This is a genomic window from Microcoleus sp. N9_A1 (assembly GCF_036701795.1).
GTDB lineage: Bacteria > Cyanobacteriota > Cyanobacteriia > Cyanobacteriales > Microcoleaceae > Microcoleus.
In genome coordinates this window covers 38,573-59,425 of sequence record NZ_JAUBRI010000043.1, presented here as the reverse complement: position 1 = coordinate 59,425, position 20,853 = coordinate 38,573, and the positions used below count along the sequence as shown (strand labels likewise).

18 protein-coding genes are annotated in these 20,853 nt (G+C 43.1%); 9 read left to right on the top strand and 9 right to left on the bottom strand.

Annotated features, from left to right (window positions below):
- The first annotated feature begins 150 nt into the window (after nt 1–150).
- The 9 genes from QUA58_RS19680 to QUA58_RS19640 all read left to right on the top strand — a co-directional run bounded on the left by QUA58_RS19680 (nt 151) and on the right by QUA58_RS19640 (nt 11,541).
- Entirely contained in the window at nt 151–333 is a 183-nt protein-coding gene (locus QUA58_RS19680) for a nucleotidyltransferase domain-containing protein (protein WP_333395432.1), read from the top strand.
- A 140-nt stretch (nt 334–473) separates the two neighbouring features.
- Entirely contained in the window at nt 474–4,292 is a 3,819-nt protein-coding gene (locus QUA58_RS19675) for a CHAT domain-containing tetratricopeptide repeat protein (protein ID WP_333395430.1), read from the top strand.
- Nucleotides 4,293–4,520: 228 nt separating this feature from the next.
- Nucleotides 4,521–4,838 (top strand): hypothetical protein, encoded by a 318-nt coding sequence (locus QUA58_RS19670; RefSeq protein ID WP_333395428.1) that lies wholly within the window; start codon nt 4,521–4,523, stop codon nt 4,836–4,838.
- A 16-nt stretch (nt 4,839–4,854) separates the two neighbouring features.
- Nucleotides 4,855–6,258, top strand: coding sequence for a hypothetical protein (locus QUA58_RS19665; RefSeq protein ID WP_333395426.1), 1,404 nt, complete (start codon nt 4,855–4,857; stop codon nt 6,256–6,258).
- Nucleotides 6,259–6,494: 236 nt separating this feature from the next.
- The gene (gene trpS, locus QUA58_RS19660) at nt 6,495–7,505 is read left to right on the top strand and encodes a tryptophan--tRNA ligase (protein ID WP_333395425.1); all 1,011 of its coding nucleotides are present in this window, start codon (nt 6,495–6,497) and stop codon (nt 7,503–7,505) included.
- A 183-nt stretch (nt 7,506–7,688) separates the two neighbouring features.
- Nucleotides 7,689–8,579 (top strand): methylenetetrahydrofolate reductase, encoded by an 891-nt coding sequence (locus QUA58_RS19655; RefSeq protein ID WP_333254754.1) that lies wholly within the window; start codon nt 7,689–7,691, stop codon nt 8,577–8,579.
- Between the two features lie 41 nt (nt 8,580–8,620).
- Nucleotides 8,621–9,220, top strand: coding sequence for a Uma2 family endonuclease (locus QUA58_RS19650; RefSeq protein ID WP_333254752.1), 600 nt, complete (start codon nt 8,621–8,623; stop codon nt 9,218–9,220).
- Nucleotides 9,221–9,299: 79 nt separating this feature from the next.
- Complete coding sequence (locus QUA58_RS19645; protein WP_333395423.1) at nt 9,300–9,896, top strand: Uma2 family endonuclease; 597 nt, start codon at nt 9,300–9,302, stop codon at nt 9,894–9,896.
- Nucleotides 9,889–11,541 carry a mucoidy inhibitor MuiA family protein gene (locus QUA58_RS19640; RefSeq protein WP_333254748.1) on the top strand — a complete coding sequence of 551 codons (1,653 nt, stop codon included), beginning with the start codon at nt 9,889–9,891 and terminating at the stop codon, nt 11,539–11,541. Before QUA58_RS19645 ends, QUA58_RS19640 begins: the two co-directional genes overlap by 8 nt.
- Nucleotides 11,542–11,793: 252 nt before the next feature.
- On the opposite strand, the gene QUA58_RS19635 is transcribed toward QUA58_RS19640, so the two are convergent.
- The 9 genes from QUA58_RS19635 to QUA58_RS19595 form a co-directional block, all read right to left on the bottom strand.
- Nucleotides 11,794–13,164, bottom strand: coding sequence for a diguanylate cyclase domain-containing protein (locus tag QUA58_RS19635; protein ID WP_333254746.1), 1,371 nt, complete (start codon nt 13,162–13,164; stop codon nt 11,794–11,796).
- Nucleotides 13,154–15,763 carry an ATP-binding protein gene (locus QUA58_RS19630; protein WP_333395421.1) on the bottom strand — a complete coding sequence of 870 codons (2,610 nt, stop codon included), beginning with the start codon at nt 15,761–15,763 and terminating at the stop codon, nt 13,154–13,156. Before QUA58_RS19630 ends, QUA58_RS19635 begins: the two co-directional genes overlap by 11 nt.
- Nucleotides 15,764–15,813: 50 nt before the next feature.
- Nucleotides 15,814–16,803, bottom strand: coding sequence for an ABC transporter substrate-binding protein (locus QUA58_RS19625; protein ID WP_333395419.1), 990 nt, complete (start codon nt 16,801–16,803; stop codon nt 15,814–15,816).
- Nucleotides 16,796–17,215, bottom strand: a complete 420-nt coding sequence (locus tag QUA58_RS19620; RefSeq protein WP_333254738.1) for a histidine kinase dimerization/phospho-acceptor domain-containing protein — start codon at nt 17,213–17,215, stop codon at nt 16,796–16,798. Before QUA58_RS19620 ends, QUA58_RS19625 begins: the two co-directional genes overlap by 8 nt.
- A gap of 305 nt (nt 17,216–17,520) precedes the next feature.
- The gene (locus tag QUA58_RS19615) at nt 17,521–18,012 is read right to left on the bottom strand and encodes a YajQ family cyclic di-GMP-binding protein (RefSeq protein ID WP_265238175.1); all 492 of its coding nucleotides are present in this window, start codon (nt 18,010–18,012) and stop codon (nt 17,521–17,523) included.
- A 3-nt stretch (nt 18,013–18,015) separates the two neighbouring features.
- On the bottom strand, nt 18,016–18,237 hold the full coding sequence (locus QUA58_RS19610; protein ID WP_333395418.1) for a hypothetical protein: 222 nt from the start codon (nt 18,235–18,237) through the stop codon (nt 18,016–18,018).
- Entirely contained in the window at nt 18,230–18,646 is a 417-nt protein-coding gene (locus QUA58_RS19605; protein WP_333254798.1) for an MAPEG family protein, read from the bottom strand. The genes QUA58_RS19610 and QUA58_RS19605 overlap by 8 nt, the downstream gene beginning before the upstream one ends.
- Before the next feature lie 15 nt (nt 18,647–18,661).
- Nucleotides 18,662–19,165 (bottom strand): DNA recombination-mediator protein A, encoded by a 504-nt coding sequence (locus tag QUA58_RS19600; protein ID WP_193974988.1) that lies wholly within the window; start codon nt 19,163–19,165, stop codon nt 18,662–18,664.
- Between the two features lie 278 nt (nt 19,166–19,443).
- Nucleotides 19,444–20,541: a phosphotransacetylase family protein gene (locus QUA58_RS19595; protein WP_333395417.1), complete on the bottom strand. Its 1,098-nt coding sequence runs from the start codon at nt 20,539–20,541 to the stop codon at nt 19,444–19,446.
- Between the last annotated feature and the right edge of the window lie 312 nt (nt 20,542–20,853).

Here is a 20,853-nt window from a genome sequence, read left to right as displayed (position 1 = left end):
CCATCCCATTTCTTAAATTCAGTCTCGCGTTGCGCGGACTTTGTTTTTGTAGACGCGGTTTCAACCGCCGAGTCTAATCTTTGTTTGATCAGACGTGGTTTCAACCGCCGAGTTTATGTTTATACTAAATACATAACATCGATCGCCAATATGAAAGTCAACGATAAACTCAAGACCATCCTAACTCAGTTGCGATCGCAATTCGAGCAACTCTACGGCGATCGTCTCACCCAAATGGTACTCTACGGTTCCCAAGCGCGGGGCGACGCACATCCCGACTCAGATATTGATGTTTTGGTTGTTCTCAAAGGGCAAGTCAATCCCGGCGAATAAATCAAAAGAATCAGCCATATTCGGGCAGACTTGTCTCTCCAAAATGATGAAGTGATTAGCTATTTGTTTATGGACGAAAATCTGTTTACGCACTACAACCGGCCTTTATTGAGGAACATTCGTAAAGAGGGAATAGCTTTATGAAACCCGAACAATTCAAATTTTTGATGCAAGTGTTGCAGGCAACGAAAGACAGTGGCGGAGATCGTAGTGTAATTTATCCCATATTGCGGGATAATCTCAACTTAATTAATGATGATTTGGCTGCGGTTTTGCAAAATTGGGCGAGGGAAACTTTGGCAAACTTAGATAGCCCAGAACGCCGCTTTTCTCTAACATCAGTTATTTTCTATTTTAGTAATGCAATTCAGGGATTTCCTTTAGGCATGGCAAGTAATTTTGAGATTGCCATTGCAGGTTATGAAGTTCTCCTGACAGTTTTTACTCGTCAAAAAGATCCTGAAAATTGGGCAATGACTAAAAATAACTTAGGAGCTGCCTACAGCGACAGAATCAGAGGGGGGAAAACCGATAATCTAGAAAGGGCGATCGCCACTTATCAGGCATCATTAAAAGTTTACACCTGCAAAGCATTTCCCTTTGAATGGGCAACGACTCAAAACAACTTGGGTAATGCTTATTGCAACAGAATTAGAGGGGGGGAAACCAATAATCTAGAAAGGGCGATCGCATTTTATAAAGCATCATTATCAGTTTTTACCAGCTCGGTATTTCCCTTTGAATGGGCTAGGAGTCAAAATCATTTAGCGAATGCCTATAGCAAGAGAATCAAAAAAGGAAAAGTCGATAATATAGAAAAAGCTATCGAGTTGTATCAGGCAGCTTTGTCAGTTTATACCCGCGATGATTTTCCTGAAGATTGGGCCCTGACTCAAAATAATTTGGCGGCTGCTTACAACAAAAGAATCAGAGGAGAAAAAGCCGATAATCTAGAAAAAGCTATCGCCACTTATCAGGCATCATTATCAGTTTTCACCCGCAAGGCATTTCCCTTTGAATGGGCTAGGAGTCAAAACAACTTGGGGGAAGCCTACCGCAACAGAATCAGAGGGGAAAAAGCCGATAATCTAGAAATGGCGATCGCCTCTTACCAGGCATCATTAGAAATTTGTACCCGATCGACATTTCCTGAAAATTGGGCAATGAGTCAATATAACTTGGGGCTTGCTTACAGCGAGAAAATTATAGGGGAAAAAGCCGATAATCTAGAAATGGCGATCGTCGCTTTTGAGGCATCATTATCAGTTTACACCTGCTCAGCATTTCCCATTGAATGGGCTAGAAGTCAAAATAATTTAGGGGAAGCCTATAGCGATAGAATTAGAGGGGAAAAAGCCGATAATCTAGAAATAGCTATCGACTTCTATCAAGCATCATTGTTAGTTTATACCCGCAAGGCATTTCCTCAAGAATGGGCAGAAGCTCAAAATAGTTTGGCTACTGCATACCGCAAAAGAATCAGAGGTGAAAAAGCGGATCATCTAGAAAAAGCGCTTGTCACTCTTCAGGAAGGATTGTCAGTTTACACCCGCAAGGCATTTCCTGAAAATTGGGCACGTACTCAAAATAATTTGGGGGAAGTCTACCTCTACAGAATTAGAGGCAAAAAAGCGGATAATCTAGAACAGGCTATCCATTTTTATCAAGCAGCATTGTCGGTTTACACTCGTGAGGCATTTCCTGAATATTGGGCAATGACTCAAAATAATTTGGGGGAGGCATACCGCAACAGAATTAGAGGAGAAAAAGCTGATAATCTAGAACAGGCTATCCAGTTTTATCACGCATCTTTAGAAGTTCAGACCCGCGAGGCATTTCCTGAATCGTGGGCCGGGAGTCAAAATAATTTAGGGCTTGTCTACAGCCACAGAATCAGAGGCAAAAAAGCGGATAATCTCGAACAGGCTATCGAGTTTTATCAAGCAGCATTTTTAGTTTACACTCGCGAGGCATTTCCTGAAGATTGGGCAATGACTCAAAATAATTTGGGGCTTGCCTACAGCGACAGAATACGAGGTGAAAAAGCGGAGAACCTCGAACAAGCAATCCAGTTTTATCAAGCATCATTAGAAGTTCGCACTCGCGAAGCAGTTCCCTTTGAATGGGCAATGACTCAAAATAACTTGGGGAATGCTTATTGCGACAGAATCAGAGGGGAAAAAGCCCATAATCTAGAAATGGCAATTTCCAATCATCAAGCATCATTATTAGTTTACACCCGCGAGGCATTTCCCTTTGAATGGGCAAGTAATCAAAATAATTTAGCAGGTGACTACCTCTACAGAATCAGAGGCGAAAAAGCGGAGAATCTGGACATAGCGATTTCTGCTTTCCAGGCAGCTTTGTCAGTTCGTACTCGTGAGGCATTTCCTATAGATAATGCTGCAACATTATTGAATCTAGGACTTGCTTACCGGAATAATTCCCAACTATCAGAAGCTTACAATACCTTGAACACCGCCATTGAGACAGTTGAATCGATACGTAGTGAAATCATTATCGGTGGCGAAGCAGACAGACAGAAATTAGCCGAAGAATGGAATAAACTTTATCAATTAATGGTAGAAGTTTGCCTAGAAATGGAAAACAACACCGCCGCCCTAGAACACCTCGAACGCAGCAAAACCAGAAACCTAGTAGAATTATTCCACAATTCCCGCAGCCCGCACAATGTACAGCGAATTAGTTTTCATGAAATTCGCAATCTGTTAGGCGAAAATGAGGGAATTTTGGAATGGTACATTACCTTTAACCACTTTAAAGTTTTTATTATTACTCGCGACTCCACCCAACCTGATGTCTGGCAATCTTCATTTGAAGATTTGCAAACATTAGTGGAATTTATGGAGTTATATGTCAACGACTACATCAATCAACCTGACAACTGGAGAAATCAGCTAGAAACCCGCCTAGAAAAATTAGCTAAAATCTTGCACATCGATGAAATAATTTATCGCCTCCCGGAAAACTGCAAGCGGTTGATATTAGTTCCCTTCCGATATTTGCACTTGTTGCCGCTTCACGCATTAACCAGCCACAGGCTAAGGCAAAATGCCGAAGAAACCGGATCTCTCCTCGAACTTTTCCCTGGCGGCGTGAGGTATACTCCCAGTTGTCAGCTATTGCAATTATCTCAGCGGGTAAATCCGACTGGGGAAGATTCATCACTCACAAGATTGTTTGCCATTCAAAACCCGACAGAAGATTTAGACTTCACCGATATTGAAGTTGAGGCAATTGCCAAATCCTTTAATCCTGCCGAAGTTTTGATTCGGGAGAAGGCAAGCAAGACAGGATTGCAACAACAGCTTGAAGCGTTGCAGAATGCCGACATCGCCCACTTTTCCTGTCACGGCTTTTTCGACTTTAACAATCCCCGCAAATCAGCTTTAATCTTAGCTGGGGAAAAAAATACCACCGATAACGTTGACTCCGAAAACAAAAGTTATATTCGTTCCCGCCGAGGCGAAACCTTCGACATTGCCGAATGTCTGACACTGGAAGAAATCTTTGATTTGTCACTGAGTAAGTGCAGTTTAGTGACGCTTTCCGCCTGCGAAACTGGGTTAACGGATATTGGAGATAACACTGATGAGTATATCGGATTGCCTAGCGGTTTTTTCTATGCCGGGGCGACGAGTGTAATTAGCACTTTGTGGGCTGTCAATGATGTATCAACAGCGATTTTGATGATCAAGTTTTATGAGATTTTCCTGTTTGAAAGTCGCCCGCCTGTGGCGATTGCTTTGCGGGAGTCTCAGTTGTGGCTGCGGAGTGTGACTGTTAAAAGTTTGCTAGAATGGGTGGAAGCGTCGCAGTTGTTGAGTCGCGAACACAAACAGAAAATTCAAGGCAAATACAGGCGCGGTTACAAACAGGATTATCAACCTTATGAGTCTCCCCTACACTGGGCAGCTTTCTGTGCAGTTGGGCAATAACATAAATGGTCTTTTCATGGGGTGGGGGCGGGTTTATTAGTTGGTTGGTTTTGATTCATAAATCTCGGCGAACCCGCCCCTACAAAATTGTCTAAATAGGTGATTTGATATGGCATAAAATAGATATAATTGCTGTAGGGGCGGGTTCGCGACTGTCTGTGAAACCACACGGTAAATCCCAAAAACCCGCCCCGGCTGACTACAACATAATCAAAGGAGAAATTGGCAATGACAGACGAACAATTTATTTCCGGTTTCCTAGCAGTCTTTGAAACTAAACCCGAAGTCTTTGAACAAGCCGGGGCGGTTGACGATTTAGCAAATCTCAGCAATACGATATCCCAGATGGCGGATAAATCGAATAACGAAGTAGCTGATGCCATTGGCGATTGGTGTGCAAACTATCCTAAAATAACAGATGAAATCAACAATTTTATTAGAAAACCAGAACCGCAACCCACCAAAAAAGAAGCACAAGAACCAAGGCTATTAAACCGCTATCCAGAGTTGCCAGAAAATCTCAAAAAACGCCGCCCCAATTCATAGCCCCTGCGCCAATAATATGACAGACAAAATTTCTGCCCCCAATGTCTATTTATACGCTTTCCAACTGCACAATGACAGTCATGGCCGCAATAATCCTCTGTGGAAACACTGCGATAATATCCTCGCCAACTTCACCAATGAAAAGCTAACACCTAATCTAGTTTTCCCGCCAAATTCTCACAGCTACCGCGATGATTTGCTGCCAAATGTCGCACTAACATTTAACAGCAATCCACCCATAGAAGGTTTTGCCCAACCGCTACAAATTCACGACAGCTATGCTTTATGGTTAAATATAGGTTGCCCGGAAGACGGCACAGCCGATAATGTAGATGTCGATCTAATCCAGAAATTTAACCCAAATCCAGCCTTACTTATCGATGGCGATGACAACTTTTTGGGTCAAACTCTCCTAATTACTGCATGGCTTACGGAACCCCCACCAGAGAAATTAGATTCCCTCAAACCCCTCGCCGATAAATGTCGCGATAGTTTATTCCAAGGCGACTCGCCACCTGTATTTGATCTATCGGGTAAACTGTTCGGTAGTCCGATTTTTGAATACGGTTCAATTAGCGATATTGCGAATTACCGCCACTTACTTGTCTGGCTGATTTCCGACAAACAAACCGACGAAAATTTTAACAAGTGCCAAGAAGAAATTATCGACCTACTATTTCACCGCAACAAAATTATCAAAGCTTTTCAAGACAGCCGCCAGATTTACCGCGAACTCGATCGCGAATACCGGATTATTGAGAAAAATATGGAGATATTGCAGCAGCAATTTTCCAGAGGAACTGTATTAACTTCTGTCCAATTGCAGGAATTTCAGGAACAGCTAAAGCAACTCTTCAGCAAAGCTGTAACTTATACTAGCCTGCTGCGGAAACTCGAAAATTATGACAATACAATTGTCCTAAGTCTTAAGAATTACATTGACATTTTGCAAACAATTTGTGATATACTAGGAATCGATAAGGAAGAACTATCAATATTAAATAACTTCAGTATAAAAACGGCTCCTTATGTGCGATCGCAAATAGCCGGAGACTTAGGATATTTCCGCCACGGGACAAACTTAATCGATCAGGCGATCGCCTCAATTCGCGGCATAGTAGAAATAGAACAAGCCAGGAGCGATCGCACCAACCAACTCGCACTCCGCAACAGCGAAGACAAAGAGAAATATCGGGACGATCGCCTAGAAAGCACAGTACAGGCGATCGGCGTAGGTTTAGCAGCCGGTGGTATCGCCGCATCCAGCGGTACAGACAAACTCTTCGAGACAGTCCAAAACCATCAAATCCCAATTTTAATGCAATGGCATCCCTTTGTATTTTCCTTTGCCTTGAGTTTTGCGATCGCCCTTTTTGCAGCCGGCATCACTTGGTGGCGCACTAAACCAAAAAACAATTGACAGTTGACAGTTGACAGGGATGTTTTTCAGAGTGAAATTTAGACCCATTTATAAAAATAACCCGCCTTAAATACCCTGTTTATTCTTTAGTCCGCGCAGGCGGACTTCGTTTGTGTAGACGCGGTTTCAACCGCCGAGTGATATTCCACCAGTTTTTTATAAATTTCAACAAACAGCATCTGAGATCCAAATAACGTGTCAAAATAGAAATGTGAAATCAATTCTATTCTTTCCTCATGGGTAAACAGCGCGTTCTTTCAGGAGTTCAGCCAACAGGCAATCTTCACCTAGGCAATTATCTCGGTGCCATTCGCAACTGGGTAGAAAATCAAAGCCAGTACGAAAACTACTTTTGCGTAGTCGATTTGCACGCCATCACCGCACCGCACAATCCAGCAACCCTAGCCTCCGACACTTACGCCATCGCCGCCCTTTATTTAGCTTGCGGCATCGATTTAGAACATTCTACTATTTTCGTGCAATCCCACGTCTCGGCGCACACAGAACTAGCATGGCTGCTAAACTGCATTACACCGATTAACTGGCTCGAAGATATGATTCAGTTTAAAGAAAAAGCAATTAAACAAGGCGAAAACGTCAACGCAGGCTTGCTAAATTATCCCGTATTGATGGCAGCAGATATTTTGCTTTACGATGCCGATAAAGTGCCAGTGGGAGAAGACCAAAAACAGCATTTGGAACTCACCCGCGATATTGTCATCAGATTAAATCACCAATTCGGCACACCAGAAAAGCCAGTATTGAAACTTCCCGAACCGTTAATTCGGACTGACGGTGCGAGGGTAATGAGTTTGACAGATGGCACGCGCAAAATGTCGAAATCTGACCCTTCCGAACAAAGTCGAATTAATTTATTGGATTCCCCAGATACGATCGCCAAAAAAATCAAGCGCTGCAAAACAGATGCCGTGAGGGGTTTGACTTTTGACGACCCCGATCGCCCCGAAGCTAGAAATTTGCTGACACTTTATCTCCTGCTTTCCGGCAAATCTAAGGAAGAAGTAGCAACGGAGTGTGAAAACATGGGTTGGGGAGATTTTAAACCCTTGCTGACAGAGACGACAATTAATGCCCTCAAACCAATTCAGGATAAATACAAGGAAATAATGGACGATTCGGGATATTTAGAGTCTGTACTACGTCACGGAAGAGAACAAGCAGAAGCTATTGCCAACCAAACTCTGACTAAGGTGAAAACCGCTTTCGGTTATTCTCTACCTAATTAGTCAGCAGTCAGTAGTCAGTAGTCAGTAGTCATTTTAGCCTGAGCGAAGTCGAAGGCTAGTCATTAGTCATTAGTCATTAGTAGTAACTGCCAACTGCCAACTGTAAACTGCCAACTGTCAACTGTCAACTGTCAACTGTCAACCGTCAACTGTCAACCGTCAACTGTCAACTGTCAACTAACTATGAACCGTTTTCGCACAGCCTGCACCACCCCCGGAGAATTTATAATTACCGCCGAAGTTGCTCCGCCAAAAGGGGGCGACATCACCCACACAATTCAAATGGCAGAACTTCTAAAAAACAGAGTTCACGCCATTAATATCACTGACGGCAGCCGCGCAGTGCTGCGAATGTGCCCGCTAGCAGTTTCCGCGATTCTATTGCAGCACGGAATTGAGCCAATTTGTCAAGTTGCTTGTCGCGATCGCAATCAAATAGGCCTGCAAGCCGATCTCATGGGAGCCCACGCTTTAGGCATCCATAATATCTTGGCACTCACCGGCGATCCAGTCAAAGCCGGCGACCATCCAAAAGCCAAAAGTGTATTCGATTTAGAATCAGTGCGGCTGCTGCAAGTCATTCAAAAAATGAACGGCGGCAAAGACTGGAACGACAAAGCTTTAACAGACGGAATTACCGATTTATTTGTCGGTGCCGCTGTCGATCCGCAATCCCCCAGTTGGTCAGGTTTGCAAAGTCGATTCGAGAAAAAAGTAGAAGCAGGAGCACAGTTTTTTCAGAGCCAATTAATTACAGATTTTGAAGTTTTTGATAAGTTTATGCACCACATTGCTGCTGGCTGCAACAAACCAATTTTAGCAGGAATCTTTCTGTTTAAATCAGCTAAAAATGCTGAATTTATTAAAAAATACGTACCGGGAGTTCACATACCGCAAGAGACGATCGACCGTTTGGCAAAATCCCCAGCACCTTTGCAGGAAGGCATAAAAATTGCAGCAGAACAAGTCAAGCTAGCGCGGGATTTGTGTCAAGGAGTTCACATGATGGCAATCAAGCGAGAAGATTTGATTCCTCAAATTTTGGATTTGGCGGGAATCGAGCCGCTGAGCTAAAATTAAGTTGTTGCTAACATATTGAAATAAACAGGACAGTCATGGTTCAAACTATAGACAATCCCACAGTTTCTCCCACAGCCGAGCAGCATTTCACTTGGCGCGGTTTGAATTGGCAGCAGTTTAAAGCAATTCAATCCAGCTTTGAAAATGTGCCAGGAGTGCGGTTATTTTATTGTGATGGAGTTTTAGAAATTGTGGGTACTGGAAGATTACACGAAGAGATTCGGTGTCTGCTTGGCTTGCTAATGGGACAGTATTTTATACAAAGAAGAATTGTATTTTTCCCCAGCGGTGCTTACAGCCAGATTGTTGAAGGTCAAGTCGAGTATCAGGCAGATTTGTCTTATTGTATCGGGAATAAAAAAGATGTTCCCGATCTGTGTATTGAGGTAGTTGTTACTAGCGGTAGTCCGATTAAACTTCAGAAGTATCGGCTGATGGGTGTAGCGGAAGTCTGGTTTTGGGAAGACGGCATGGTAAATCTTTACCATTTGCGAGAACAGGGTTATGAGCAAATTACAAACAGCGAATTGCTGCCTGATTTAGACTTGTCTTTGCTCAAACGCTGCATTTTATTTGCTTCGCCTTTGGATGCACTGGAAGAGTTTTCTAGAGGAATGACCGATCGCCAAACTTGACAAATTTTGGATTTGGCGGGAATCGAGCCGCTGAGCTAAAATTAAGTTGTTGCTAACATTTTAAATCCACAGGACAGTCATGGTTCAAACTATAGACAATCCCACAGTTCCTCCCGCAGCCGAGCAGCATTTCACTTGCCGCGGCTTAACATGGCATCAATTCAAGGCAATTCAAGCTAGTTTTGAGAATGTGCCTGGGGTGCGGTTATTTTATTGTCAAGGAGTGTTAGAAATTGTGGGCATTAGTAAACCTCATGAAGCGTTTCAATCGATAATTGGCGTATTGCTTGCGATCTACTTTGAAGTTAGGGAAATTGAGTTTTTCCCCAGCGGTGCTTACAGCCAGATTGTTGAAGATCAAGTTGAGTATCAGTCAGATTTGTCTTATTGTTTTGGGACAGATAAGGATGTTCCTGACTTGTGTATTGAGGTGGTGATTACTAGCGGCAGTCCGATTAAACTTCAGAAATATCGGCTGATGGGTGTGCAGGAAGTTTGGTTTTGGGAAGACGGAACTCTGCAACTTTACCGCTTGCCAGAACAGGGTTATGAGCGAATTGCTAGCAGCGAATTGCTGCCTGAGTTAGATTTATCTTTGTTGAAGCGCTGCATTTTGTTTGCTTCGCCCTTGGAAGCACTAAAAGAGTTTCGTAAAGGCATTAGTAGCAATGACTAATTTAGATTTACTCGATCGCGATAATATCAAAATAGTAGAGTCGCAAATTTCTGAAGTTACAGTTTATACCGATCGCGCCCTGATCACCCGCCGCGGCACAGTAGCCCTGACGGGAAACGAGCGCGAATTGGCGATCGCCTCTCTCCCCACAACCCTCGACACAGAGTCAGTCAGGGCTACGGGTGCGGGTACAGTTGCCGTGCGATTGCTGGGAGTGCGAACCGAAACAGTGTTTAGCAGCGAACCTACGGGCGATCGCACTGCCGAATTAACCCAACAAATCCAAGAATTAGAAACCCAAAAACGCGCCATTGACGTTCAAATCGCCTCCCGAAAAATTCAACTCAAATTTGTCGAAAATTTGAGCGAAAAAAGTGTCGCTTCCATCGCCAGCAGCATCGCCAAGCAGCAGATTGGTTTGAATGAAACCGGGGAATTGCTAAATTTTTTAGGCAGCAATTATAAAAAGTACGTAAGTGCGATCGCCCAACACGAAAGACAGCAGCAGGAATTAGACAAGCAAATAGAAGCTTTACGGCAGCAGTTGGGGCAAGTAAAAACTCCCCATTCCGAGCAAAGCTTTAACATCATAGTTGCCATAGAACCCAGCGGCAGCGGCAATTTTGAACTAGAAGTTTCCTATGTAGTCATGCGAGCCCGTTGGACTCCCCTTTACGACTTGCGAGTCAACACTACCAACAACCAAATTAATCTCAATTACCTAGCCGAAGTCAATCAAAATACAGGCGAAGATTGGACGGGAGTAGCGCTGACTTTATCTACAGCAAAACCGGGAATGGGAACTTTGCCACCAAAACTCAAACCCTGGTTTATCGATACTTTACACTCTACAGTCAAATTCCGAAATACCGAGTCAATAGCGCGCTCTAGTCAAACTTTATCAGATTCTTATGGAGATGCAGGCGTATTTGAAGGGGAGATGCGCTTTGGCTCTGCAGGCACTACAATCGACACAGCATCCCAACCCAGAGAAGCTGAAACAGCCACAGCCAAAGTATCCAGAGAAGGAGGCACTGTCTCATTTCAAGTAGGGGGAAATACCAATATTCCCAGCGACGGTACACCGCACAAAGTGATGGTTTTCAGAGAAAATTATCCGTTTAAACCTGAATATATAGCCGTTCCGCGATTAGTCAGTTTTGCCTATTTGCAAGCAGTTGTTGTGAATCCGCTGACAGGCGCAACTCTGCTTCCGGGAAAAGCAAATATCTTTCGCGACAACACTTTTGTGGGTACTGTGCAGTTAGAAAATGTTTCCCCAGGGCAAGAATATAAACTGAATTTAGGAATAGACGAAGGATTAAAAATAGAGCGGGAATTAGTGGAAAGACAAGTAGATAAAAAACTGATCGGCCAGCAGCGGCGCATGAGTTACGCTTATCGCTTAAATGTGACAAACTTGCATCAGGTGCAGGTACACCTGACACTAAAAGAGCAATTGCCAGTCAGCCGCAATGAACAAATTAAAGTGCGATCGACTCTCACTAATCCGAAGATAGTAGCAGGTGAAATGGGACTGCTGGAATGGATAATGTCTCTGCCGCCGCAAGCCAAGCAAGAGTTATATTACCAGTTTGTTGTCGAACATCCTCCCGACTTAACAGTCATTGGTTTAGATATTTAATTAGGATTTACACTCTTAATCTGTAGCCCTAGCTACAGCTTATTTCTCTTTCAGCAAACCCTATTTCTATCCTGTGAGAAAGGCAGGATCTCCACCATCTACGGAAGCGTCAGGGGACGGAAAATATCAAACTTTCATTATCAAAAATTTGAGGATGTGACCATGAAAAGAACAAACCAGGATTAATTACAACTGGCGAAAAATCCTGTCTAACGGTATAATTCCCCCTTCCTCGAAAAACACCCCGATTTTTCAACAATTTGTACTCCAGCGATCGCGCCCCTGTTGTTTGGCATCGTACAAAGCTTTGTCTGCATAGGCTACCAGTGTATCTGGTTGAACTTCCAGCCTTGGTATGAGTGAGGAAATACCCAAACTGACTGTGACGATCTCCTTCACGTCAGACTCTGCATGGGGAATCGCCAGATTGTGAATTTCTTGCTGAATGTTTTGTGCCACCTTAATCCCTCCTTCTAAATCCGTATTAGGGAGGAGTGTCACAAATTCTTCGCCACCGTAACGCGCTGCTAAATCGGTGGGACGACGGACTACTTTTTGTAAGGTTTGCCCTATTCTAATTAAGCAATCATCGCCAGCCAGATGACCGTAGTAGTCGTTGTAGGATTTGAATTTATCAACGTCCAATAAAATTAGAGAAAGTGGCTGATTTTCTCGCGCTAGGCGTTGCCATTCACTTTGAAGGCGATTGTTGAAACAGCGGCGGTTAGCCACCTGAGTCAAACCATCTAGATTGGCCAGTTCTTCTAATTTTTGATTGGCATCTTGCAGAGCCAATTCAATTTGTTTGCGGGCGGTAATATTACGGATAGTAACGGAAAAACCATCTCCTAGCTTGACTGCTACGAAGTGAAACCAGCAATATTTTCCTGATTCATAGTAAAAATCCTGTTCTAAAGATTCCCCCGTCTCGACAATATTAACGAAGCGATCAAATAATTCTAGATCAATATTACTAAAAAACTTTTTGAGTACCAATTTGCCAATCATCTCTTCACGACTGCATTTAAAAGCTCTAGCAATCACGGGGTTGACGACTAAACACTCAAAATCCTCTATCTCCCCTGTTTCGGTATTACGAACAGCCTGCATTGCCGCAATACCATCAAGGGAACTATTCAAAACACTAGCCAGTAAAGCCCTCGATTGATAAAGTACCTCTTCTGTTTCCCGGCGCTTAATATTTTCTTTTTCCAGAAGCTGTTGCTGGCGTTGAATGGTTAACTGATTTTCCAGACGCGCGACGACTTCTTCGATTTGAAATGGTTTGGTAATGTAGTCTATAGCCCCTGAATCAAAGGCGGTTACTTTGTCGAAGACATCATCTAAAGCACTAATAAAAATTACTGGAATGTGGCTAAAATCTGCATCAGCTTTGAGAGTTCTACAGACTTGATAACCATCCATTTCGGGCATCTTAACATCTAAAAGTATTACATCTGGTCGCTTTACATTCACGGTTTTTAGTGCCATCCGCCCGCTGGTGACGCTGCGAACAGTGTAGCCGAGTTTGAGGAGTGCATTGCTTAGTAATTGTAGATTTTCTAGAAGATCGTCTACAATTAGAATATTACCTTTATTTTCGATGCCAGAATTAAGATTCATTGCTTATCAGAGGTTCTACTAAATCAAGAATATGCTCAAATTTAAATTGAATTGCAATTTTGGTCAGGGATTTTATCAAACGAGTTTCTGTTTGGGGAATTTCTCCTACTACTTGTAACACGAGGTTGGTATTTGCCTCAAGTGCCGCTGCGTATAGTTGACTAATCCATTCTTGGGGCATACAGGTTAAATCTTCCGATGTCAATGGGCTTTTTTCTGTATCATCCAAGACTGGAGATATTTTTTTTGCATAGATATATTTGACACCCAAATGCTTAGTTAGTGCATCAAAAATACTTTGTTCAACAAAGGGTTTGCGGAGGAAGTCATCACAACCGGCTGAAAGCACGATCGCCCTTTCTTCTTCCAAAACACTCGCTGTTAACGCGATTATAGCCGTAGCATTGCCTTTGGTGGTAGATTTGATGTATTTTGTCGCTTCGTAGCCATCCATCACTGGCATCCTCATGTCCATCCAGATGAGGTGAGGTTCCCATTCATCCCAAATTGCGATCGCCTCTTGTCCGTTACTAGCTTCTTTCACCTCAAATCCCAAGGGACTGAGCAACTTAATTAGTAATTGTCGATTAATATATTTATCATCGACTGTGAGAATTTTGTAGCTAGGTTGACCGGGAGCAAGTGCTAGCACTCTGGGATATTCTCCTGTAATCTTGCTCTGGGTTTTCTGCCCCAATTTTACCTGAATATAGAATGAGAAAGTTGTACCTTTTCCTAATTCACTTTTTGCCGAAATATCTCCCCCCATCAATTGCACAAATTTTTGGCTGATTGCTAAACCTAAACCCGTTCCTTCCTGCATTTCTTTTCCGGCTTGGGCTTGACTAAAAGCATCAAATAGTTTGGGCAGTTCTGCTGCTGCAATACCTACCCCAGTATCGCGCACCCGAAAATGAATCTGAAAAACATCTGTGGTTTCTTGTTCTGCCTGAAAAACATTCAGAGTAACGTTCCCCTCTGAGGTGAATTTGATTGCATTACTGAGTAAATTAATTAAAACCTGACGCAGTTTTAGTTCATCGGTACAGATATAGCGGGCGACATTTTCGGTGCGCTGAAAACTCATCTTCAATCCAGCATTAGTTGCGCGCAAATGCAGCATATCTTCTAAATCATTTAGCAATATATGTAGGTCAAAGTCTGTAAGATTAAGGGTGGTTTTACCTGCTTCGATTTTTGATAAATCGAGTACATTATTAATTAGCGTTAATAAATAATCACCACTGCGATAGATAATTCCGGCATTCTCGTATTGTTCAGGGGGCATATTTGTGGCGCGTACCATCAATTGCGAAAAGCCGAGAATAGCATTGAGGGGCGATCGCAATTCATGGCTCATATTGGCAATAAATGTACTTTTGGCCTGATTTGCTACTTCGGCTTTTTCTTTGGCAATGACTAACTCTGCTGTTCGTTCCTCTACACGATTTTCTAAGGTTTCAAAAGATGTTTGTAACTGTCCTGCCATATTATTAAAAGCTCGCGCTAGTTGAGCTGTTTCATCTTTTGAGTTAATTTTAACTCGGATATTTAAGTTGCCTGCAGTAAACTCAGCCACAATATTAGCCAGATAAATCAATGGCTTAGTCAGTAGTTGCCCAATGGCAACGGCGATGATTGTTACTACTCCAGCGATTAGTGTAAATAGGAATAGTGCATCACTAATTTGCTTTTCCACAGGCGCTAGAGCCACAGCTAGCGGTTGTGCGAAAAGCACAGACCAAGGTTTATATTGTAAACGAGCGATCGCGATCAAATTTGCCTGATTATCATTTCCCGTAAATGATGCTATCAAAGAGGATTGTTTGGTATCTAATGCTTGCTTGATTTTGGGTAAATTTGTAGCAGTTTCTTTAGTCAAACTCTTCGATAAACGCCCTTCGCTTTGTAGTTTAGTTGCGACATCAGACGACAGAGGGACAATGGATTTAAAAAGCAGTTTAGGTGTTATGCTATGGGCTAGATAAATATAATTTTCATCTAAAAGAATTGCTGATAATTCTGCCCCGGCTCGCTCAGTTTGTCGAGTTACTAATTGCTGAACAACTGTGGCATTGTAGGATACCCGTAAGATCCCTAATATCTTTCCCTTTGCATTGCGAACAGGACTACTAAAAAATAGTTGAATTAGATCGGGAATTTTTGGCGATCGCTTCATACTAGAGACAAAAGGTAGCTGAGTTTGCAGAGGTTCTCTAAAGTAATTTTGACTGGATTCATCTCGACCAATATCCCGTGTATTCGTATCTAAAACATTCCGTCCGTTTATATCTAGCAAAGCGTAAGAGATAATATTGAGCATATCTTTACGACTGAGACGGATTAATGTTTCTGTCGCTAACCGCATTTCAGGACTATCCTTTCGCTGTTCGACCGGTTGGGCGAGGCAAGCAGATAAACCTGGTAAAATCGCTTCTACGCGCACGGCATTGAGATTAGTATCAATAAACGCATCTATTCTGTTAACAGTTTCCTTGGCTGCCGCAGATAGAGCTTGTCGTGCGTTGTCAGTTAGTGCCTTTTCTGTTGTCTGTTTATTCAGATAACTTAACAACAGTAAAGGGATGAGAGCAACCATAAGAAATGATACGATTAACTTGGTACGGATACTGGTTAAAAGTGAGTGATTCATGGGCGCACATTAGAAGGAGATAAGAAAGATGAATTAAACAAAGTTTTGATAGCTGGAATGCGTGTAACGTCGCCAGAGCGAATAAAAAAGTCTGTATATATCTTAGCTTTTTTGTATATAGACTGACTGCTGCTAGGGTCAAAAAATTTCTTATTTTCCTCAAGATTAGTGAGGTTTATGCCCTCTAAAGATAGTGTATTGCTAGGAATATTTAATGCTTTACTAATGATAGCGTTTCCTTCCTCAACATTTGCTTCCCAGTAGGTCACGGCTTGCAGCCATGCTCGAATAAATGCACGAATATCTTCAGGACGATCGCGGATTACTTCACCGCGAAAGGCAACCACATCTAAAATCAAGCCAGGAGTTTGTTTGCTGGTAAATAGGATGTGACCTCCTAATTTTATGGCTTCAGAAAGATAGGGTTCCCAAGTGTGTCCAGCTTGGATTTCATTGCTTTTAAAGCGTTGGGGAAATTCGTAAGCGTCGAATTTAACTAGATTTACATCTTCCTTCGTTAAGTTGGCAGTTTTTAACATCTCAGTGACAAAAACTTCACTAAATGCGCCTAGATTTGCGCTCACGTTTTTCCCTTTCAAGTCAGCTACGGTTTGAATTTTTGATTGTGCAACTACCACATCTGCGCCTGTGGTTTCATCTACAACCATGACAGTTTGGATATCGGGATTTGTGGCACTCAAGCTCATAAAACCTCCCAAGGCAAATCCACCACCATCATACTTCCCGGCACTGAAATCTGCTTGTTGCAATTGGCTGTAATTTATATAAATTATTTCCACGTCTACTCCTTCTGCTTTGAAGAATCCTTTTTTTTGGGCAATGATAACTGGATTATAGCCAACAAAAATGGTAAATCCTACTTTCAAGGGAGGGCGTTTTAATTCGGTTTGTCTTGGATGATGACAAGCAGATAGCAGACAGCAGGTAATGAGAAAAATACTAAGGGATCTGAGTAGTTTAGACATTGCTTATCACGGGTTCTACTAAATCAATAAGCTGCTCACAATTGAATTGACTAGCAATTTTTTTTAGGGAGTTGATCGAAGGAGTTTCTGTTTGGGGAATTTCTCCGGCCAGGGCAACATTTTCTGTTCGCTGGAATAGCAAATTTAATCCCGTATTATTAGCTCGTAAATATAACAGATTTTCTAATTTTTTCAGTAACAGATGTAGGTAAAAACCTGTATAATTTATAGTCGTTCTACCTGCTTCAATTTTCGATAAATCTAGTACATTAATTAGTGTTAGTAAATCATCACCACTACGATAGATGATTCCCGCATTTTGATTTTGGTCAGAGGAGAGGTTGTTAGCGCGTACCATCAATGGTGAAAAGCCGAGAATAGAATTGAGGGGCGATCGCAATTCATGGCCCATATATTTGCTGTGCGTAATATCAGTTCCAAAAAGTAATGCAACTGTAGGAGAGCTTCCAAACCCTTATTTCATAAATATCTTGAGGCTTGGCTGAATCGATTTGTTCAGAACGCTGAGAATATTGATTGTACTCAAGTCTATTGCCAAAGCGATATACAAGTTGATTTGCTGCACATATATAGCCAGGCATCAGCATCAGCTTGCAACAAAGCAGGATTTCCGAATCCCAGGAAGCGCAACGCAATTTAGATCGCACTCAAAGGGCGATCGCACAACTGGGAATCCCATACTTAGCTTTCAAAAATTTACCTGTAATTGTTAAACTGCAAAGCCACCGGATAATCTTCTTGTTTCAAGCGTTGAATCACCAACTGCAAATCATCCTTATCTTTAGCAGAAACCCGCACTGAATCGCCTTGAATCGAACCTTGAATTTTTTTGAACTCATCGCGGATTAACTTAGTAATCTGTTTGGCGATTTCTTGAGTTAGTCCTTTTTTCAGTTTAATTTCTTGACGGACGCGGCTGCCGCTAGCAGGATCAATTTTGCCGTAATCAAAAATTTTCAAAGATAAATTCCGCTTGGCGGCTTTAGTTTGCAAAACAGTGTGAACCGCATCGAGAGTAAATTCGCTGTCCGTATTAACAGTGATTGATTCTTCGCCCAATTCTACGGTAGTTTTGGTATCTTTCAAATCGTAGCGGCTTTGGATTTCCCGCACTGTTTGGTCAACAGCGTTAACTAATTCTTGCCTGTCGAACTCGCTGACAATATCGAATGAATAATTAGCAGCCATAAATTAGTAATTGGTAATGGGTAATTGGTAGTTGGTAATTGGTAATGGATAATTGGGAATTGGGAATTGGGAATTGGGAATTGGGAATTGGGAATTAGGAATTGGGAATTGGGAATTGGGAATTGGGAATTTAAAATATTCTTCTTTCTTCCCTCTTCCCTCTTCCCTCTTTCTTCTTCCTTCTTCCTTCTTCCTTCTTCTTTCTGACAACTGACAATTAGCCATTCACAGCCATCAAACTGAAATAGAATAAAGTAGCTGTGCAGGAAGAACTAATCGCAAACATGAGCGATCGCCCCAGAGGCACATTCAGAATATAGAAAACGGAAAATAACAAGCGGGCGATCGTAAAAGCGATCGCAGCCCAACCCGCCGCCTCCGAATCTACCCCCGTCACAAAAGCCATCAAAGCCGCCGCTGAAAACAGCATAAACGTCTCAAACGAATTTTGGTGCGCCCAAGTTGCCCGCTGAGCGTAAGCAGGCAACCTCTCAAACATAGCGCGGGGGGCTGCTTGGTCATAGCCTAGCTGCAAGCGGGCGAGGGCAACCACCAAAAACGGTGCATAAACCAGCGCCGCCGCCACAGCAATACAATCAAGCAGAATAACCGACACAGGCAATCCCAACAGCATCATCCGCCTCGCAGTTCAATCAAAATAGAACAGAGTAACCACCTTGCGCTGTTCCTCCGCATCTTGGCAAGTTTTCAGCAAAGTGTGGCTTTCGTGAAAAGCAAAACAGATCAGTTGCTGACAGCGAGAAATAATCTCCTGATTGCACATGGCGCTTGCTTCCGGGAGAGACAAGCTATCATTTTTAGGATTTTCCACCAAATGTATCACTTGTTCTAGCTGCTCGCGAGACTCCCGCGGCTGGCGGCTCATACTTTGGGGCAAAATCACCGTCAGCAGGTTAGGATCTGCCTGCATTGCCCCCCGAATCGCGGCGGAATTAGTGCCTGTAGCGCCTGATGTGATGAGCTGATTGCCTCCCAGAACTAAGGCGTAGCTCAGCATCTCAATTAGCTGCTGGTGGGTAATAGGAACGTGACGAGAACCCAAAAGAGCAATCCGCTTGGAGCTGGTTTGCTGGATCGCCGCAAGTTCTTGTAAAAAATCATCAACTCTGGGTAGCTCAATAGATTGACTCAAAGAATTTATTAAATTAAATAAAACTACGTTGTGGATTTTAGCAGACTCACTAGCCATTGCCACCAAAAAGAAGTTAAGAATTGCTGATTTACGGGATCAGACTAGAGGATCTGGAGATTTGAGGAAGCCAGAAGGCAGAATGTCTCAAGACATTCGGCAGCCGGAGCTCAAGGTAGAATTTAAGAAAAATTGAGAATTTAAGAATTTTGGCTTTTTATTTATTTAAACAAAAAATTCTCTCTGCCGAATACCTTCTTCCCTCAGCTCCGGCTCTGTTATTAATGGACTCGATCGCTCAGGCCCAAGGATGCCATCATGCCCTCAAGGTCAAAATGTTCTGCCATTAGCTGAGTAACGCATTCCACCTTGATCGGTTCGTGCAGGCGCACGTTGCCAAAGGTGCTGTCGATAATTTCTACCGTGGTTAAGGTATCCAAATCAACAGACAAAACCGGAATTTCCATTTCTTCTGCCCTGCCAATCACTAGGGGAGAAGGAGGCAAGTGGCCTGTCAAAATTAAGCACTGAGTCGAGCTCTCCAGAGCCGCTAGCTGAATATCCGTGCGATCGCCCCCGGTGACTACCGCCATATTTCTCGCTTTGCGGAAATACTTCATCGCCGAGCTAACATTCATCGCGCCAATTGTCAAGGTTTCCACCATCAAATCCAAACGGTCTGGACGGCAGAGCACTTCGGCTTTCAATTGGTGCACCAATTCTTTGACGCTGACACTCCGCAGCAAAGCGCTTCTCGGCAGCATTCCCAAAACTGGAATACCCGCAGCCTCCAAGAAAGGCCGCACTGTCGCCGTGATCGATTCGAGTTTGTCCGAGGGCACGTCGTTGAGGACAACGCCAGCCAAGCGCGAACCCAAACGCCGTTTAGCCGACAGCAAATCGTCTACATACAGATCGATCGGGCGCACTACCAGCAGCACAGAGGCATCAACCGCTGAGGCGACTTGAGGCAAAGACAAATCAAACAAACTGCCTTCCTCCAAATTAGCGGGGCCTTCTAACAGCACCAAGTCAGTGCTGGGGGCTTGCAAATATTGCGCCAGAGAGAGCCGGTAGTCTGTCTTGTCTTCTCCCTGCAAACGCTTGTGAACCGTCTCCTCGTCCAAATACAGCAGTGTTGACGGCATCTGACTTTCTGAGAGCTTCAGCGTCTCTACCGCGAACCGCACGTCTTCCTCCTCGGCTCCAGCTCCCTCCGAGCTGAAACAGGTTCCCAGAGGTTTGCCGTAGGCGACGGCGAGTCCTTTTGCCCGGAGTGCGAGTGCCATCCCCAGGGCGATGGCCGACTTGCCGCTGTAAGCTTTTGTGGAACCGATCAGTAAATATTTAGTCAATTTGGGTACGCCTTCAATCCTCAATTTACACCTGTCTATTTCAATAAATTTAGTTTTTTCTACAGTATTTCTGAACAGATCCTCAATTTGGCAATACTATTATACTCGATTTTGTCGCTTTTGGGCAGATTGTTTTTTTGCGAAAAATTTTTTTTCACCTGTTCGCAACCCTTTTCTTCCCATTCTTTTTACTTAATTTTGGGAAAGCAGTTTTTAAATTGTTTGTTTTACCAGCAGTTTTTGATAATAATTTATCGCCCCTGCTTCCTTTAAAAACCGATTTTAATTATAAAAATTTTAGCCGATTGTATTACTGAGCTTAGATATTAATACCGA

What these genes read in the sequence shown, in the direction of transcription:
- QUA58_RS19680 (WP_333395432.1), top strand. Translation starts at nt 151, where the DNA reads ATGAAAGTCAACGATAAACTCAAGACCATCCTAACTCAGTTGCGATCG.
- QUA58_RS19675 (WP_333395430.1), top strand. Translation starts at nt 474, where the DNA reads ATGAAACCCGAACAATTCAAATTTTTGATGCAAGTGTTGCAGGCAACG.
- QUA58_RS19670 (WP_333395428.1), top strand. Translation starts at nt 4,521, where the DNA reads ATGACAGACGAACAATTTATTTCCGGTTTCCTAGCAGTCTTTGAAACT.
- QUA58_RS19665 (WP_333395426.1), top strand. Translation starts at nt 4,855, where the DNA reads ATGACAGACAAAATTTCTGCCCCCAATGTCTATTTATACGCTTTCCAA.
- trpS (WP_333395425.1), top strand. Translation starts at nt 6,495, where the DNA reads ATGGGTAAACAGCGCGTTCTTTCAGGAGTTCAGCCAACAGGCAATCTT.
- QUA58_RS19655 (WP_333254754.1), top strand. Translation starts at nt 7,689, where the DNA reads ATGAACCGTTTTCGCACAGCCTGCACCACCCCCGGAGAATTTATAATT.
- QUA58_RS19650 (WP_333254752.1), top strand. Translation starts at nt 8,621, where the DNA reads ATGGTTCAAACTATAGACAATCCCACAGTTTCTCCCACAGCCGAGCAG.
- QUA58_RS19645 (WP_333395423.1), top strand. Translation starts at nt 9,300, where the DNA reads ATGGTTCAAACTATAGACAATCCCACAGTTCCTCCCGCAGCCGAGCAG.
- QUA58_RS19640 (WP_333254748.1), top strand. Translation starts at nt 9,889, where the DNA reads ATGACTAATTTAGATTTACTCGATCGCGATAATATCAAAATAGTAGAG.
- QUA58_RS19635 (WP_333254746.1), bottom strand. Translation starts at nt 13,164, where the DNA reads ATGAATCTTAATTCTGGCATCGAAAATAAAGGTAATATTCTAATTGTA.
- QUA58_RS19630 (WP_333395421.1), bottom strand. Translation starts at nt 15,763, where the DNA reads ATGGTTGCTCTCATCCCTTTACTGTTGTTAAGTTATCTGAATAAACAG.
- QUA58_RS19625 (WP_333395419.1), bottom strand. Translation starts at nt 16,803, where the DNA reads ATGTCTAAACTACTCAGATCCCTTAGTATTTTTCTCATTACCTGCTGT.
- QUA58_RS19620 (WP_333254738.1), bottom strand. Translation starts at nt 17,215, where the DNA reads ATGGGCCATGAATTGCGATCGCCCCTCAATTCTATTCTCGGCTTTTCA.
- QUA58_RS19615 (WP_265238175.1), bottom strand. Translation starts at nt 18,012, where the DNA reads ATGGCTGCTAATTATTCATTCGATATTGTCAGCGAGTTCGACAGGCAA.
- QUA58_RS19610 (WP_333395418.1), bottom strand. Translation starts at nt 18,237, where the DNA reads ATGGCTAATTGTCAGTTGTCAGAAAGAAGAAGGAAGAAGGAAGAAGGA.
- QUA58_RS19605 (WP_333254798.1), bottom strand. Translation starts at nt 18,646, where the DNA reads ATGCTGTTGGGATTGCCTGTGTCGGTTATTCTGCTTGATTGTATTGCT.